The sequence below is a fragment of the Enterobacter sp. RHBSTW-00593 genome (assembly GCF_013784105.1).
GTDB classification, from domain to species: Bacteria; Pseudomonadota; Gammaproteobacteria; order Enterobacterales; family Enterobacteriaceae; genus Enterobacter; species Enterobacter ludwigii.
Window position 1 is genome coordinate 3,067,255 of the sequence record NZ_CP056393.1, and the last position, 16,929, is coordinate 3,084,183.

14 protein-coding genes are annotated in these 16,929 nt (G+C 47.5%); all 14 read right to left on the reverse strand.

Annotated elements, in window-relative coordinates; genetic code table 11:
• Positions 1-4 precede the first annotated feature (4 nt).
• Positions 5-1,168, reverse strand: a complete 1,164-nt coding sequence (locus tag HV242_RS14575; protein WP_044866261.1) for an EpsG family protein — start codon at positions 1,166-1,168, stop codon at positions 5-7.
• Positions 1,169-1,178: 10 nt separating this feature from the next.
• Entirely contained in the window at positions 1,179-2,138 is a 960-nt protein-coding gene (locus HV242_RS14580; RefSeq protein ID WP_063858298.1) for a glycosyltransferase family 2 protein, read from the reverse strand.
• 30 nt (positions 2,139-2,168) lie between these two features.
• Positions 2,169-2,735, reverse strand: a complete 567-nt coding sequence (locus HV242_RS14585) for an acyltransferase (protein ID WP_044866262.1) — start codon at positions 2,733-2,735, stop codon at positions 2,169-2,171.
• A 1-nt stretch (position 2,736) separates the two neighbouring features.
• The gene (gene vioA, locus HV242_RS14590) at positions 2,737-3,837 is read right to left on the reverse strand and encodes a dTDP-4-amino-4,6-dideoxy-D-glucose aminotransferase VioA (protein ID WP_044866263.1); all 1,101 of its coding nucleotides are present in this window, start codon (positions 3,835-3,837) and stop codon (positions 2,737-2,739) included.
• 10 nt (positions 3,838-3,847) lie between these two features.
• Entirely contained in the window at positions 3,848-5,275 is a 1,428-nt protein-coding gene (locus HV242_RS14595) for a lipopolysaccharide biosynthesis protein (protein ID WP_044866265.1), read from the reverse strand.
• 6 nt (positions 5,276-5,281) lie between these two features.
• A complete protein-coding gene (gene rfbA / locus HV242_RS14600) occupies positions 5,282-6,148 on the reverse strand; it encodes a glucose-1-phosphate thymidylyltransferase RfbA (RefSeq protein WP_044866266.1) in 867 nt (288 codons plus the stop codon).
• A gap of 1 nt (position 6,149) precedes the next feature.
• The gene (rfbB, locus tag HV242_RS14605) at positions 6,150-7,223 is read right to left on the reverse strand and encodes a dTDP-glucose 4,6-dehydratase (protein WP_044866268.1); all 1,074 of its coding nucleotides are present in this window, start codon (positions 7,221-7,223) and stop codon (positions 6,150-6,152) included.
• A 349-nt stretch (positions 7,224-7,572) separates the two neighbouring features.
• Positions 7,573-8,469, reverse strand: coding sequence for a GalU regulator GalF (gene galF, locus HV242_RS14610; RefSeq protein WP_050737041.1), 897 nt, complete (start codon positions 8,467-8,469; stop codon positions 7,573-7,575).
• Positions 8,470-8,646: 177 nt separating this feature from the next.
• Positions 8,647-10,038 carry a colanic acid biosynthesis protein WcaM gene (wcaM, locus tag HV242_RS14615; protein WP_025203690.1) on the reverse strand — a complete coding sequence of 464 codons (1,392 nt, stop codon included), beginning with the start codon at positions 10,036-10,038 and terminating at the stop codon, positions 8,647-8,649.
• 12 nt (positions 10,039-10,050) lie between these two features.
• Complete coding sequence (gene wcaL, locus HV242_RS14620; protein WP_050737042.1) at positions 10,051-11,271, reverse strand: colanic acid biosynthesis glycosyltransferase WcaL; 1,221 nt, start codon at positions 11,269-11,271, stop codon at positions 10,051-10,053.
• Complete coding sequence (wcaK, locus tag HV242_RS14625; protein WP_024908095.1) at positions 11,268-12,548, reverse strand: colanic acid biosynthesis pyruvyl transferase WcaK; 1,281 nt, start codon at positions 12,546-12,548, stop codon at positions 11,268-11,270. The genes wcaL and wcaK overlap by 4 nt, the downstream gene beginning before the upstream one ends.
• Before the next feature lie 17 nt (positions 12,549-12,565).
• Positions 12,566-14,044: a colanic acid undecaprenyl disphosphate flippase WzxC gene (gene wzxC / locus HV242_RS14630; RefSeq protein WP_050737043.1), complete on the reverse strand. Its 1,479-nt coding sequence runs from the start codon at positions 14,042-14,044 to the stop codon at positions 12,566-12,568.
• A gap of 1 nt (position 14,045) precedes the next feature.
• Entirely contained in the window at positions 14,046-15,440 is a 1,395-nt protein-coding gene (gene wcaJ / locus HV242_RS14635; protein WP_014170813.1) for an undecaprenyl-phosphate glucose phosphotransferase, read from the reverse strand.
• A 62-nt stretch (positions 15,441-15,502) separates the two neighbouring features.
• Positions 15,503-16,873 carry a colanic acid biosynthesis phosphomannomutase CpsG gene (gene cpsG / locus HV242_RS14640; RefSeq protein ID WP_032680630.1) on the reverse strand — a complete coding sequence of 457 codons (1,371 nt, stop codon included), beginning with the start codon at positions 16,871-16,873 and terminating at the stop codon, positions 15,503-15,505.
• Between the last annotated feature and the right edge of the window lie 56 nt (positions 16,874-16,929).

The following is a 16,929-nucleotide window of genomic DNA, read 5'->3' on the forward strand; positions in this document are numbered from 1 at the left end:
GATATTATCTTGGGCAGAATTCTGGATCGATTTCACTTATAACCATACACTTACTGGCTTTTAAATGATCAATATTAATCGGATTATTTTGAAATAAATTACTATAGAAAAACTTTGGATTATTTAGATCATATATATAATATGGGTTTGTGATATTTCTAAAGAAAACAGAAAGAGTCATAATTAATGTTATTGGTAGCAAAGTTTTTGTAACAGAAAATATCTGACTACGAGAGAAAATAAAGTTTGCGTACAGAATAACCAATGGAAATATATAATATAATAACCGTTGTAAAAATGGAGCAGTATAAAAAGCCAAATGAAATAGGAAAAATAAATAAGCACCCATAGCATATAAATTCTTATCTAACTCTCCTCGATTATCACGCCTATGCGATAGGAATATGATTAAAATGCCAATACAGTCAATAATTGAAAAGAGACCTAGCTTTAGCTCGGTAGTTTTTAAAAGATAGCTTACTAATTTAGAATAAATATAATTAGGGATAATACCACTCATTGACATAATGAGGACAGGCAAACTGAGCAACAATATTACAAAAACCGCAGAAAAAATAAATAGTAATATCATGTTATGTTTAGTGAATTGTATTCTTAATAAAATTAAGACAGGTATCATTAAAATTGCAGAAGCATGAAATAATGAAGCAAACAAACAAATAATAATGATTTTTTTTAATGAACAATCGCGAATTTTAGGTAGCAATGGTAGTAAAATACTAAATGCTAATAACTGTCTAATTGCATCATTAAATAAAGGGTAAATAAATGCAATTGTACTGAACAAGAATAAACTTCGATTAAATCTGAAAGGGATTATTTTAATAAATTTGATGATGGATAATACTGCTACAGTACTGGAAAAAAATACTACCGCATGGAAATTTTCAATATTAACTACAGTGCCAAAGAAATACAAGATTAGCATGAAACCAGGTTCGTACGCAAAAAAATCTGTAGAGCCTGAACCTTGGACTATTAATTCATAATGATGTTGATAATTAATCCAGTCAATACCGTTATAATAATTACCTGTAACAAATATGAAAAGAATAAAAAGTGATAATTTGTATGCGATTGCTGAAAAATAACCACGCTCTAATAAACTCGTACCGAAAAGAAAGGCTAGACAATAGATCCAATACATTTTTTCACTCTCAATTTCGGATAAAAGAATTCAGATAATGAATAAAATATATTATCTGTGGTATGTATTTTAATCTATTATAAACCTTTTGTTTAGTTGTAAAAGTAAGAGTCACACTGTTTGCTTTCTCGAGATATTTTTGGAAAGAACTATAATCTTTATCGAAGATGAATCTTGTACACATGTTTAGATAAACATTAGCTATTTTTTGATTAAACTCATTTGTACAGCCTTCAAAATCGGATCTTGCTAACTCTAAATATTTTACAATATTCAAATGTCTTTCGGTGAATTTCCGAATATCATTTCTTATAGCTTCGGACCATGAACCAATAGTATTGACTCTATATACTGACATTGGTTCAGGTAAATAGATCCCTCCATTTTCCATAGAATATAATTCAAGAAAAAGATCACCTACGCAGCATTCCGTAAACCAGGCTGGGAGTTTGTCAACGATGCTTCTTTTAAACATATACGATGCTGTTGGAGCAAATTGCCCAACAACATGCAGAACATCTTTTGTATAAAATATATTTTCTACATTACCAAAACTAAAGGATTTTAACCTTTTGTTATCTCGTTCCATATATGCACTATGGAAGCAAAATTCTGCGTCAGGATTGCCTTTTAACGCATTATACTGTTTGAGTAATTTGCACTCATCTATCCAGTAATCATCCCCTTCACAAAAGGCTATATATTGTCCTTTAGCTTTATTGAAAACAGAAAGAATATTACCGTTTGGCCCAAGGTTTTTTTCATTATATATAACCTTGATTTTGTCAGGGTATTTAAGGGACCATTCTTTTAATTTCTCACGTGTTGAATCTGTACTACAATCATCACCAATAATGATTTCATAATTATAAGATAGTTTCTGAGCTAATATGCTGCTGATGCAATCATCAATGTACTTTTCTTGATTATAGGTAATGCAGCATACAGAAATTACAATTTCGCCCACCATCGTGAATCCCTTTTAACTGTTAATATTTAATTAATTAGGTAGCGAATGTAATATATTCTCTTTATCAATTAAATTACGAGATCTTTCCTTTATTTTTTTCATAGGATTGCCCGCATAAATATAAAAATCCTCACAATTCTCTTTTACAAGAGAAAGAGCGCCAATAGCCACTCCGTCACCAATGGTTACTCCAGGCAAAACTACTGTACCTGACCCAATGATCGCATGTTTACCGACTGTGACTGAAGCATGCAATACATTAGTTAATTGCGGCGGAACCATTGGGTTAGTCATAAATTGGCCAGAATAATCATCGTTACTAGCGTAAATAGAAACCCGTGATGAAATATTTGCAAAATCCATTAATGAAATTTTTCCGGCACCAATTAGGGAAGAATACACCGCTATATGAATGTAATTACCAATAAAAACGCCTCCTTCTCCTGCGGAAATAACACAGAAGTCGTCTATCCGGACATTGTTTCCGATATGGATTCTAGATACACCGTAGAATGACGCTTTCGTTGAGATAAGAACATTTTCCCCTACGGAGGCAAATCCCATCTGTTCAATTTCTTCACGGGTTAAGATAGCCATATTACCCTCGGATAATATTTATAATACGAGAAAAATCATTCTCATCCATTTCGTTAAAAATGGGCAGACATAGTACTTTATCCGAAACTGCATTAGACAAAGGCAGGTTCTCAATAGCTGCTGATTCAATTCCGCGGTACATAGGCATGTTACTGATCAAAGGATAGAAATAGCGACGCGATAAAACATTATTCTTTTTCAGTTCGAAATAGAGTTCATCCCTGGTCATGCGGAACTCAGGTTCAATGAGAACTGGGAAATATGAATAGTTACTATTAGAGTGTTCAGAAGCTGCAGGAACAGTAATACCTTTGATTTGCGTAAGCTCCCGGCGATAAGCCAGATCAATCCTTCTACGCTGCTCAATGGCACTGTTGATATGTTTCAACTGAACTAAACCAAAAGCAGCATTGATCTCACTCATTTTACCGTTGATACCCGGCGCAGTGACTGTTAACTCATCGGCAATACCAAAATTCTTCAATCTATCAATACGCTGCTTGGTCTTGGCGTCTTGACAAATTATCGCACCGCCTTCAAAGGTGTTAAAGACCTTTGTAGCATGGAAACTTAGGATGGACATATCGCCAAAGCGTAATATGCTCTGCCCCTTATAATTTACGCCAAATGCATGTGCAGCATCATAGATCACGCGAAGCCCGTAATTATCAGCAATTTCCTGAATTGCTTCTACATCGCATGGGCTGGAATAGCAGTGCACCGGCATAATAGCGGTAGTATTAGGCGTAATAGCCGCTTCGATTTTCTTCGGGTCGATGTTGAACGTGTCGGGATCAATGTCGACGAATACCGGCTTCAGGCCGTTCCACAGAATAGAATGACTGGTGGCAATGAATGAGTACGGTGTGGTAATCACTTCACCCGAAATACGTAATGCCTGAAGCGCGGTGATTAACGCGATTGTTGCGTTATTAAAAAGAGAAATGTAGTCAACGCCTAAATACTCACACAATTCTTTTTCTAGCTGCTGATGGAATGGACCATTATTTGTTAACCACTTATTATCCCAGATTTTTTCAAGATAAGGAATAAATTCACTTAATTCAGGAAGAAAGGGTTGAGTCACTGGTATATTTTTCATTTAGTTTTCTCTATTCTCTGATAGACAACACAATCTTAAATAAGTTTCTTTGCGTAAGGTAAATCATTCCAACATATATACCAGGCGCTAAAGTTAACATAATTATAATCTGCCAAATATTTTGTGCTGAAAGATTCATCGCAATGATTTTGGCAATAAAGCAAGAAAGCATAGTAATTAACCAGATAGGTGACACTTCTTTGAACTGTCGCCAGACCGTTAAACCAGTCAGTTTTCCGGTGTAATACGTATTTAATACGAGTGCAAAATAAGAATGAATCAATAAACCAAAGCACATTATGTAAATGCTGTAATTCATTGTTACGGTAACAATTGAAATCCCAATGATTTTTTTAATTATTTCCAGCTTCAGGAACAAATCACTTCGGCCTTTTACCTGTAAAACATTCAGGTTTATGGCATGGATTGGATAAAGCATATAAGCAAGGGCAAGGATTGTTACAAGCCCTGCGGCTTCATGCCATTGCGAACCTAACACAAGTTGCAGCAAAGGTTGTGCGAGTATGGCGACACCGGCCATCAATGGAAATATGAACAGCGCAGCCACTTTCATTGTGAGCAGGTAATATTCGTCCATCTTGTGACTATCTTCCTGTATATGACTAAACATAGGATAGGTTACGCGCTGAATAATATTAGTCATTGTCATGGCAGGAATGCTTGATATCTGGTTGGCCTGCGTAAACTGACCAACATTTTCAGCACTGAATTTCTTGCCAATGATGAGCTGATAGACATTATTATATGTCGTATCAAGTAACCCGGATACCAATAATTTGCCGCCAAAGCCAAACAGATAGTTAAATGATTTTTTTGAGAAACTTAGTGCTGGAACCCAACGTGTTATTATATTAAGAAACAATGCGCTCAAAACAGAGACAGACAGAGTTTGCGCAACCAGCGCCCACACACCATAGCCTTTCCAGGCGAAAATCAACGCAACGATCCCCCCCAGAATAACAGAGCAAATCGACGCTTTCGCTTGCGCTTTGAAGTTCATTGACACTGTCAAAATAGTTCTTGGCACAACTGAGAAGCTATTCGCTATTAATGATAAGCCAATGACTTTCGCTAATAACACTAATTCGGGTTGCTGATAAAAATTAGCGATATATCCTGCAGAAAAATACAGCAAAAGATAGCAACAGATAGCAACTATAATATTAAAATAGAATGCAGTCGAATAATCAGTATTCGTGCGATCGGTCTTTCTTATCAGAGCTGAACTGAAGCCGCTATCTATAAATACCTGACCTATTGCAATAAACATTGCTAACATTCCAATGAGACCAAAGGCTTTTGGCCCTAACAGACGAGCTAGAATCAGCATCAGAATGAGCTGAATGCCCTGAGAAAGTATTCGCTCTAGGGCACTCCATTTTAGACCATTGACTGTTTTATTTTTTAGTTCAGACACTATTTATTACTTAATAAGTTGGGACAGGTATTGGCCATATCCATTTTTGGACATTAAGGCAGCTTGTTTTAATACGTCTGCCTTAGCTAACCATCCATTGTTAAATGCAATCTCTTCAAGACAAGCGACTTTAAACCCCTGTCTAACTTCGATAGTCTCAACGAATTGAGCTGCTTGCAAAAGGCTTTCATGAGTCCCTGTGTCAAGCCAGGCAAAACCACGACCCAGCATTTCAACCACAAGGTTACCCTTTTCAAGATACATTTGGTTGATTGACGTAATCTCAAGCTCACCACGTTCTGATGGTTTAACCTGTTTTGCGTATTCTACGACTTCGTTTGTATAAAAATAAAGCCCGGTAACTGCATAATTACTTTTTGGTTTAGCGGGCTTCTCTTCTATCGATAACACATTGCGATCCTCATCAAATTGGACGACGCCGAAACGCTCTGGATCTTTAACCTGATATCCAAACACCGTCGCCTTAGATGTCGCACGGACTGCAGCTTCTCTTAGTTTAGGAGAGAAACCTTGTCCATAAAAAATATTATCACCTAATACCAGACAAACAGAATCATTACCGATGAATTCTTCACCAATAATGAATGCTTGTGCCAATCCGTCTGGCGAAGGCTGAATTGCATACTGTAAATTCAAGCCCAGTTTTGCTCCATCATCCAGAAGACGTATAAACCCTTCCTGATCTTCGGGTGTCGTAATAATTAAAATATCTCTTATACCCGCAAGCATCAAAACTGATAATGGATAATAAATCATTGGTTTATCATAAATAGGTAATAATTGCTTCGAGACACCCATTGTAATAGGGTACAAACGCGTCCCCGATCCACCCGCAAGGATAATACCTTTCATTTTATACTAACCCCAGACGTTCACGTTGATAACTACCATCCTGCACTCGCATGCACCAACTTTTATTATTCAGATACCATTCAACAGTCTTACGTATTCCGCTTTCGAATGTCTCTTCAGGCTTCCAACCCAGCTCAACACCAATTTTATGCGCGTCAATCGCGTAGCGGCGGTCATGCCCGGGGCGGTCAGCGACGTAAGTAATCTGATCGCGATAGGAGCCTTCTTTCGGCACGATTTCATCCAGCAGATCGCAAATGGTGTGTACCACATCCAGATTCTGCTTTTCGTTATGCCCACCAATGTTATATGTTTCACCCGGCTTACCTTGGGTTACAACGGTATACAGCGCACGTGCATGGTCTTCAACATACAGCCAGTCACGTATCTGGTCACCTTTGCCGTAAATTGGCAGCGCTTTACCGTCCAGAGCATTCAAAATCACCAACGGGATCAGCTTTTCAGGGAAATGATACGGGCCGTAGTTATTTGAGCAGTTAGTCACAATCGTAGGGAAACCATAGGTACGCAGCCACGCGCGTACAAGATGATCGCTGGAGGCTTTAGAGGCGGAATACGGGCTGCTTGGCGCATAGGCTGTGGTTTCGGTAAACAGCGGCAACTCAGCAGACGCAGGATGTTCATCAGGGTGAGGCAAATCACCGTACACTTCATCAGTTGAGATGTGGTGGAAACGAAACGCCGCTTTGGCCGCGCCATCCAGCGTTGACCAGTAAGCCCGTGCGGCTTCCAGCAGCACATAGGTACCGACAATATTGGTCTCAATAAATGCAGCGGGGCCGGTGATAGATCGGTCAACGTGACTTTCTGCCGCAAGGTGCATCACCGCATCCGGTTTGTGCTCGGCGAAAATGCGATCCATTGCCGCCTTATCGCAAATATCCGCATGTTCAAAGACATAACGATCGCTATCATTAACGTCGGTCAGTGACTCCAGGTTACCGGCATACGTCAGCTTATCCACATTGACGACTGCATCCTGAGTATTTTTAATAATATGTCGCACCACTGCTGAGCCGATAAAACCGGCACCGCCCGTAACAAGAATCTTCACGTTAGCTATTCCATCTATTGGGTATATCGAGATATTGATGCTCTGGAACCCGATTAATAATAACGGTTTCAGAAATTTTGCACGCTACCGCCCCTGGCTTAACAGCTACCAGTGCACTGAGCGAAAGTTAGATAAAGGATTTTGGGTCTGATTACAGACAAAAACTGGCGTTAATTGTCATCCTAAATGGTCTTAGAAACAAGCACAAATCGTTACAAATCAGTCCACATTTGAATCAGATAACCCCATGTTATCATTATAATTAATAACAAAAAACGGCAGTCACCATTTTGGTTATGTTTTACATAGCCAAATGATAACTGCCGCTTATTCAAAAGACAGAGAGGGATCAGTCGCTAGCCAGCAACTTCTCAATCCGGCTTCTGAACTTCTGACCTTCCTTCAGGTTACGCAGGCCATACTTCACAAATGCCTGCATATAGCCCAGTTTCTTACCGCAGTCGTAGCTGTCACCGGTCATCAGCATCGCATCAACAGACTGCTTCTTAGCCAGTTCAGCAATCGCATCGGTCAACTGGATACGGTCCCAGGCACCCGGCTCGGTTTTTTCCAGCTCGGCCCAGATATCCGCGTTGAGAACATAACGGCCAACGGCCATCAGGTCAGAATCCAGCGTCTGCGGCTGATCCGGTTTCTCGATAAACTCAACGATACGGCTCACCTGCCCTTCCGTCTCTAGCGCTTCTTTAGTCTGGATAACAGAGTACTCAGAGAGATCGCCTTTCATGCGCTTAGCAAGTACCTGGCTACGGCCCGTTTCGTTGAAGCGCGCCACCATTGCCGCCAGGTTGTAACGCAGCGGATCGGCAGATGCGCTGTCGATAATGATATCCGGCAGTACAACGATGAACGGGTTGTCACCCACGACCGGGCGTGCGCAAAGAATGGAGTGGCCCAGACCCAGCGGCTGCGCCTGACGCACGTTCATGATAGTTACGCCAGGAGGACAGATAGACTGCACTTCAGCCAGCAGCTGGCGTTTTACGCGCTGCTCAAGCAACGCTTCGAGTTCGTAAGAGGTGTCGAAGTGGTTTTCTACCGCATTCTTGGAGGAGTGCGTAACCAGGACGATTTCTTTGATCCCTGCAGCAACAATTTCATCGACAATGTATTGAATCATCGGTTTGTCGACAATCGGCAGCATCTCTTTAGGAATGGCTTTTGTGGCTGGCAGCATATGCATGCCCAAGCCTGCTACCGGAATGACTGCTTTCAAATTAATCATTATTTCTTCCACCTTAAAATGGTTGACGAATTATAGCTCTTTAACCTGTTTTCGCCAGCATGATTTGCCGTGATTCTTATATGATGTTAGGGGACCACATCACAAAAAACAGTAGTTGTAATCTGAATAGATCGCGTTTCTGTGCCAGGAATAGTCGCAAAAAAAGGCAATTGTCGATTATCTGTGCGGGAGCGCAAAATTCAGCCGCTCCGTATTCACCACCTGCTGGTCCACGCGGTCAATATCCACGGAGCTCTGCCCTTTCTCATTCACAGCCTTGATGTTCGCCAGCGACAGTAAGGTCTCATCTTTAGCCATAAACTTGCCTCGCACATCCTTACGCAGGTCGAAATTCATCTTCAGCGCCGGGCCGACGGCAGCTTCCTGCATCACGTTGATATTACGCAAGAAGAGGTGCTGCGGTTTGTTGTGCAACTCAAGCGTAGCCCGCTGCATCTCAACGTTGGTGATGGCCACAAAAGAGGTGGCGTTGCCGGAGGAAATTTGTATTCCGCGCAGTTTGTACGCAAGCTGGCGATTATCCAGGCGAATGTCATTCAGCTTAAAGTTCTGAGGTATCGAGAGATAGTCGCCCTTTATTACACCGTAGCCGATTAGCATGCCGGCACTATTGACCATATCGACATTATCAATTATGAAATTATCACAGCCATAAATGGCCACCGTGGCGTTGTCTATTCCCGCCTTCTTGCTGAAGTCAGGAGTGATATTCTTGGCCTTAATATTGCGAATAATAAAGTGCTTACCGTTTTCGACGTGGACTAACTGACGACAGTTGCTGCCGGTGATATTTGCCACCACGAAGTTCTTCACGGTTTGCTTTTCCGGATAATCGTTGTCGTAGGTGCTGCCGGCGAGACCAATGCCGATGCCCCAGTTGATCTTGCCGTTCGTACAGTTAATGTTGTCAATCACATGATCGGAGATCAGGATGTTACGGTCATTAATGGCGACGTTCCACTCAATCGCGTCGCCCTGCAGATGGCTGAATTTACTGTTGGTGATGCGCGCGCCATCTATCTGATTATGGAATCCCTGGCGCAGGATGGCGTAGTTCGCCTGGCTTACGCTGATGTTATCAATCAGCAGGTTGCGCATGACGCGCGGCTTTTTGCCGCCAATGTAGATCTGCGTCACCGGTCCAAAGCCGCTCATTGCCAGCCCTTTGATCACACAGTCTGAACCGCGAATGTCCAGCGTAATGTTCTCCGTGCGGCCGTCACCTTCACCAATCACTTTACTGCCTTCCTGCAGCACGAAGCGTCCGCGACCATTGCCCGTTAACGCACCGCGGATCAACAGCGTTTTACCGTCAGGAATGAAAATGCCCGTATTGATGTTTTTACAGGTGAGCCCGGCAGGGACAACAACGGTGTCGCCTTCGTTAAACGCCTGCTTAAAGGCGGCGATCCAGTCGTTGTTATTGTACTGGTTAACAGAGACCGTCTTTCCGGTTGCCGCCCGCGCAATGCGGGACGACAGCAGCGGCGTAGCCGCCAGGACGGATAAAGAAGAGACAAAGGTGCGTCGGGTAATCTTTTTCAGCATACAACCTCGGCGTTACAACGTTTGCAGCAGGCTCGCTAACTGGCGATTAATCACCTGCTGGTTAAAATCTGCTTCAACTTTTTGTCGGGCGTTGTGGATAACGGGCTCCAGCGCCTGTTGGTCGATGCCGCTAAATTCGGCTAAACGATCCGCAAGGGCCATCGCATTATTCTCCGGTACCAGCCAGCCGGAGTAATCAGACTTGATTAACTCCGGGATCCCGCTGTGCAGGGTCGACACCACCGGAATACCGACGGCCATCGCCTCCATTAACGCAACCGGGATCCCCTCCATATCGCCATCGGCGCCGGTCACGGAAGGCAGCAGGAATACATCCGCCTCATCCAGCATGGCCTTCACCTCGTGGCTTGGCTTAAAGCCTGGCATCTCCACATAATCTTCCAGCTGATACTGTTCGATAAGCGTGCGAAGACGACGCTCCCACGGGCCAATACCGAGAATGTGATAGCGGAAATCCACGCCGCGCGCTCGCAGCTGGCGGCAGGCTTCGATGGCCACGTGCAGACCTTTTTTCTCCGTCAGACGAGCCACAGAAATAATCTGCAGCGGTTTTCCCGGTACCTTGACCGGGCGGCGGGTAAAGCGCTCTAAATCCACGCCCATACGCGAAACGGTGATTTTTTCCTGCGGACAACCCATGTTTTTCAGACGCCCGGCCCACAGGTCGCTGATGGGCAGCATCATGTCGCCACGGCGGAAAAGCTGCTGATACTCGGGCGTGTAGTGGTTCAATACCTCGCGGCTGGAGATGTCGATACCGTGGAAGATGGTCGCAATCTTACCGTCAATCACCCCCAGCTCACGCAGTTTGGCGGCGGTCACGCCCGCCGGGCCAAAGTGAGCAATAAACACATCGGCGCGGTACGGCTGCGCCGTTTGACCACAAATGGCGGACAGGATCAGGTTGCGAGATTCCGCGCCATAGCGGGAAATATTCAGCGCGCGCCAGGTCGACGCACGATGGATCCCGCGTAAGGTCTGGCTGGCCCGGTGGCGCAGCTTATTTACTCTTCCTGAGGGCTCGTCCTGCAGCCAGCGGGTTTTCGCCTCCAGTCCATACTGCGTATACGCCGCATGGGTATTTTGTGTATCGCCCTTTTGCAGGGCGATGATCTCCACGTCGTATCCCATATCGATAAACGCGGTGATTTGGTTCAGCACAAAGGTTTCAGACGACAGCGGAAATTTCAGTAAGAAGAAACCAACCTTCATTTCCCCTCCCGGACGCGGTCGAGCACCGATTTCACCATCCCAATTCCCTTCTCGCGCTCGGCTTTCACCGCGACGGCCAGGCGTTCATTGATGGCAGGCAGTTGCCCCAGGGTATCGCCCACCATCGCGCCAAGCGAACCATCCAGCAGATGACGAATATCAACGGCCATTTCAGGCATGCCAAGCTGCTGCATAATGCCGGCTGACTTGTGCTCGTAGTTAATCGCAATGGCCGGCGTGCCAAAGTTCATCGAAATGATCGCCGAGTGCAGACGCGTGCCCACGGTGAGGTCACAGGCTGAGAGCAATTTGCCCATCTCGAGGTCGTTCAGTTCGTCCATCACCACGTGATAACGGGACGGATCGTTTACCAGGTTGCGCAGGTTCAGCGCCACCATGCGGTCATCTTTGTTATAGCTATCGATGCCGGTACAGGTTGAAAGCGCCAGCACCTGGTATCCGCTGTCCAGCACACGGTTCACTACGTCAGCAAACGCTTTCTCATACGCCGCCTGGGTGGTGCCTAAACGTTTATCAAACGGTGCGAGTTCGCGCAGGGTGATGGCGACCGTTTTCTGTTTCGCCGCCACGTCCAGCCAGTGCTGCACTGCGTAGCTCGCCTGGAAACTGTCGTCCTGATGATCCACCAGCCAGGCGGTGTCCACCCCGTGTTCCACTTTAGAGGTGTCAATCTCACTGCGTTTCATCATATCGAGGCTTACCGACTCACGCAGGATCAGAGCATCGCAGTGGCCGAAGACATAGTTTGCCAGCTGGTTAAACTGCGGATCCTGGAACGGCCCGACGCTGTGACCAATCATAAACAGCGGTTTTTTCGCCATGAATGTGCAAAGTGCGTGCTCAAACTGCGGCACACCGTAAAGATCGACGAAGAACGATCCGCCGACCTGAATAATGGCGTCGTAGCCCGACAGCAGTCGAACGAAATCCGTGAAGCCCTGAGCAATGGCGATGTTACGCAGCTTGCCGGTATCAGTTACACGGGACAGCAACACCTGGTGCTGATAGCGACGGCGCAGAACTTTCTTCACGCGTCCCATCACGCCGGCAGCGTTGTTGTGCTGCTTCATCTGGCTGTAGAGCGGGTCGCCCATTACCGGGCGGTTCAATAACCAGGAAGAGCTGACCGGATAACGGCTCATCACGTCCACTTCAGTCTCAGGCTTAAGGGTGTTAATCGCATCCAATAAACCGCGCAGAATGGCGCTGTCGCCACGGTTGCCGCAGGTATGGTTGCCAAGAATAAGTAATTTCATAATGGCCTCTTAAATAACTAGCCTGCGCGAAGCAGCGTTTTCATTTTTTCGTTACGGCAAAACTGGCGCTTCATCTCCACCACCAGCGCATTACGTGACAGCACAATCATCACGCCAAACGCCAGTGCACCTGCTGCGACCTGTATTGCCAGCATGGCCGCGAGCGGCAGATGGCCAGTGAGCACGATGCCCAGTCCATAGCTCACCGCAAGGGTAGGCAGTGACAGATAAAACGGCAGCCACAGGCTCAGAATGTACTGCCGGTAGCTGGAGCCCAGCACCGGCTTGATCATCACGAAGTAGCTCAGAACGGTGTTGATGATCTGCACCAGCAGAAAACCCAGCGTGACCCCAATGGCGCCGGCCATATGTCCACCGACGATAATCGCCGGAATAAACAGGAACGTTTTAAACACGTTGAATTTGAAGCTGATATCAACCCGCGCTTTAGCCATCAGCAGTGAGCCAATCGGGTTGCCAACGGATCGCAACAGCCCCACCACGCACAGCAGCTGCAGTATCGGGATAATGCTGTTCCACTTCTCGCCAAACACCAGCGGCACGAAGTTGCTCGAGACCACCATCAACCCCAGCAAAACCGGGAAATTGATAATGCCCACCACAGAGAGCAGCTTGTAAAAATTGACGCGCAGCTTCTCGGTGTCGTCCTGAATTTTGGCGAACGCCGGGAACAGTACGCGGGTGATAATCGGGTTGAGCTTCATTGGTGGTACTACCGCAACGTTGTACGCCAGGTTGTACCCGCCCGCGACGCTCGCCCCGAGGATGCGTGCCAGCACCAGCGTGGAGAGGTTGGTGTTGACATAGTTGATGATGCTGTCGGCGGTGAGCCACGCGCCAAAACGCAGGTTGGATGACACCGAAGCGAGAGAGAAATGCAGCCCAGGACGGTAAATCTTGCGACCAAAGTAGCCGAACAGCAGCGTACGCACGGCAGAGTTAACCAGATACCCGAGGATAGCGGTCATGGCCAGCGGCCAGAAATGGGCGCTGACCACGGTAAAGGTAAACCCTGCGAGAACGGCGCTGGTCTCGATCATCCCAATCTTGTTGAATTCCAGCTCTTTCTGCATCAGCGCGCGGAACTGTTGCCCGTGCGGGATCACCACAAAAGCAAACGAGAGCGTACGCATCAGCGGTGCCAGATCGGGGTTGTGCAGCACGCTGGCGATGGCATCGCTCAACAGGAACACCAGCACGAAAACGAACACCCCCAGCCCAACGTTCAGCCAGTAGAGCGTGGTCAGTTCCAGATGGCTGATCTCTTTGCGCTGGATAATCGAGTTAGCAATGCCGAAGTCAGACAGCGTATCGGCCAGCGCGATAATCACCAGCGAGACGGTCAGCAGACCGAACTGGTGGTTATCGATAATGCGCGCCAGCACCGTCATCTGCACCAGGCCGAGGCCAATGATGACAATGGTCGCTATCGCTGACCATTTGGCGCCGCTGATGGTTTTTTCACGTAAGCTCATCTTAGTACGCCGCTTTGTTCACGAAACCTTTGAAGATGGTCAGAAAGACGATCTTGATATCGAACCAGAGGCTCCATTCACGGATGTACTCCAGGTCGAATTCGATGCGTTTTTCCATTTTTTCCAGCGTGTCGGTCTCGCCGCGCCAGCCGTTGATCTGCGCCCAGCCGGTAATGCCTGGCTTCACTTTATGGCGCAACATGTAGCCTTCAATCAGCGAGCGGTACTGTTCGTTGTGAGCCACGGCATGGGGACGGGGTCCGACAATCGACATGCCACCGGTAAAGACGTTGATAAACTGCGGCAGCTCATCCAGCGAGGTACGGCGCAGGAAGTTCCCCACCCGCGTCACACGTGGATCGTTCTGCGTCGCCTGGGTCACGACCTTGTCGTTCTCCATCACCTTCATTGAGCGGAATTTCCACACCATGATGGGCTTACCGTCCATGCCGTAGCGGGTCTGACGGAAAATAACCGGGCCCGGGGAGCTCAGCTTCACCGCCAGGGCAATGCAGCACAGCACCGGGGAGATCAGCAGTAAGATCAGTGAAGAGAGCACGATATCTTCCAGGCGCTTGAGCACGCGATTGATACCCGACAGCGGGGTGTCATACAGCGGCACGACCGGCACGCCGTTCACTTCTTCAATACGGGAATGGAGGATGTTAAAGGTAAAGACGTCCGGGATCAGGATCACCGAACAGGTGGTATCGGCCAGTTCACGCATCAGTTTCTTAATGCGGGATTCATCTTTCATCTGCATCGCGATGTAGACGTTATGAATTTTGCCGGCTTTCGCGTCCTCAATAAGCTGTTCGTAATTACCAGCCCAGTCTGAAGGCACGCCGCCAGGCTTCGCGTCATGATAAATCCCGACCACTTCAAAACCTAACCATGGCTCTTTGCGGAAGCTATCGAGAAGCACCTTCCCTACCGGCAAATCCCCCGCCACGGCGACAAAGCGACGGTTATAACCGCGGTTACGCAGCCAGCCGGCACCAAAACGGATCAGGGTGCGGCATACGACCATGCCGACGCTGGTAATCAGGTACCAGCACAGATACGTCACCAGGCGATTATCAAAATCATGGCTGAATGCCACCAGCCCTGCGCTGAAGATCAGGCTTAATGTCCAGTTCTGCAGCAACAGCATCAGTTCGGTGGTCATTTTCACACCACGCCACGAACGGTAGAAGTCGGTCATCCCCCCGATCATCTGGAACACAACCAGCGCAATCAGCGCCATGAGCAGATGCATGTAGAAGAAGGATTGCCCGCTTACCCAACTCACCACCCATAATCCGCCGACCATGATGGTGATATCAGAAAAACGCTGCACCATGGAGATTAACGATGCATTCGTTCTCGCTCGTTCGCGTTTTTTTAGATTCGTCATCGTTGTTCCTTTAGTTCAACACCTGCCCCCTCACCCCACATCAGGGTGAGGGGGAAAGCTATTTACTGATTCAACAGCGCCAGAATGTCCTTCGTTCGCGCTTCCATCAGCGCGGTATCCGCGCGGGATTCCACGTTCAGGCGCACCACCGGCTCGGTATTTGAAGAGCGCAGGTTAAAACGCCACTGCGGGAACGCCATGCTGATGCCGTCGGTACGGTCAATTTCCAGCGCATGGAGGGCAAAATGCTGCTCCACGCGGGCAATGGCCTCGGCCGGCTGCGCCAGTTTGCTGTTGATTTCGCCACTTGCCGGGAAGGCCGCCATGCGGTCGCGTACCAGCTCGCCAAGGGTCTGCCCTTTCAGACACAGCAGCTCGGTCACCAGCAGCCACGGGATCATCCCGCTGTCGCAGTAGGCAAAATCACGGAAATAGTGGTGGGCGCTCATCTCGCCGCCATAAATGGCGTCTTCTTCGCGCATACGCTCTTTGATGAAGGCATGACCGGTTTTGGACATCACCGGCTGGCCGCCCGCGGCGTTCACCACATCCACGGTGTTCCAGGACAGACGCGGATCGTGAATGATCTTCGCGCCCGGGTTCTTCTCGAGGAACGCTTCCGCCAGCAGGCCGACAATGTAGTAGCCTTCGATGAACTGGCCTTTTTCGTCGAACAGGAAGCAGCGGTCGAAATCGCCGTCAAAGGCGATACCCATATCGGCACCGTGTTCGATGACCGCGTTACGGGTGTCGTCGCGGCACTCCGGCAGCAGCGGGTTCGGGATACCGTTCGGGAAGTTGCCGTCCGGGGTGTTATGGACCTTAACGAAGGTTACCGGGACGTTCAGGGCCTTAAAGCGGGCTTCGAGCGCATCCACCACCGGGCCGGCCGCGCCGTTACCGGAGTTGATCACCAGCTTCAGCGGTTTCAGGTTTGCAACGTTGATGTAGCCCAGCAGGTGGTCGATGTACGCTTTACGCAGGTCGATCTGCTTATAGCTGCCGCGTTTTGCTTCGTTCACCGGCGGGAAATCGTTGGCTTCGGCGAGACGCTGCACGTCACGCAGACCGGTATCGCCGCTGATTGGACGCGCGCCCTTGCGCACCAGCTTCATACCGTTGTAGTCCATCGGGTTATGGCTGGCCGTCACTTCGATACCGCCGTCCACGCCGAGGTGGAAGGTGGCAAAGTAAATCTCTTCGGTGCCGGACAAGCCGATATCCAGCACGTCCACTCCCGCATCCTGCAGCCCTTTTGCCAGCGCCAGCTTCAGGGACTCACTGGTCAGGCGCACATCGCCGCCCAGGACAATCGTTTGTGGCTTAAGATATTCGCCGTATGCGCGGCCAATGCGCCACGCAATGTCTTCATTCAGCTCTTCGCCCAGCTTGCCGCGAATATCGTAGGCTTTAAAACAGGTTAATTTTTCCATGATGACCCCTTTTTCAGGCAACAGTTGGCCCGCCCGATTAACAGGCAAATTTGTTT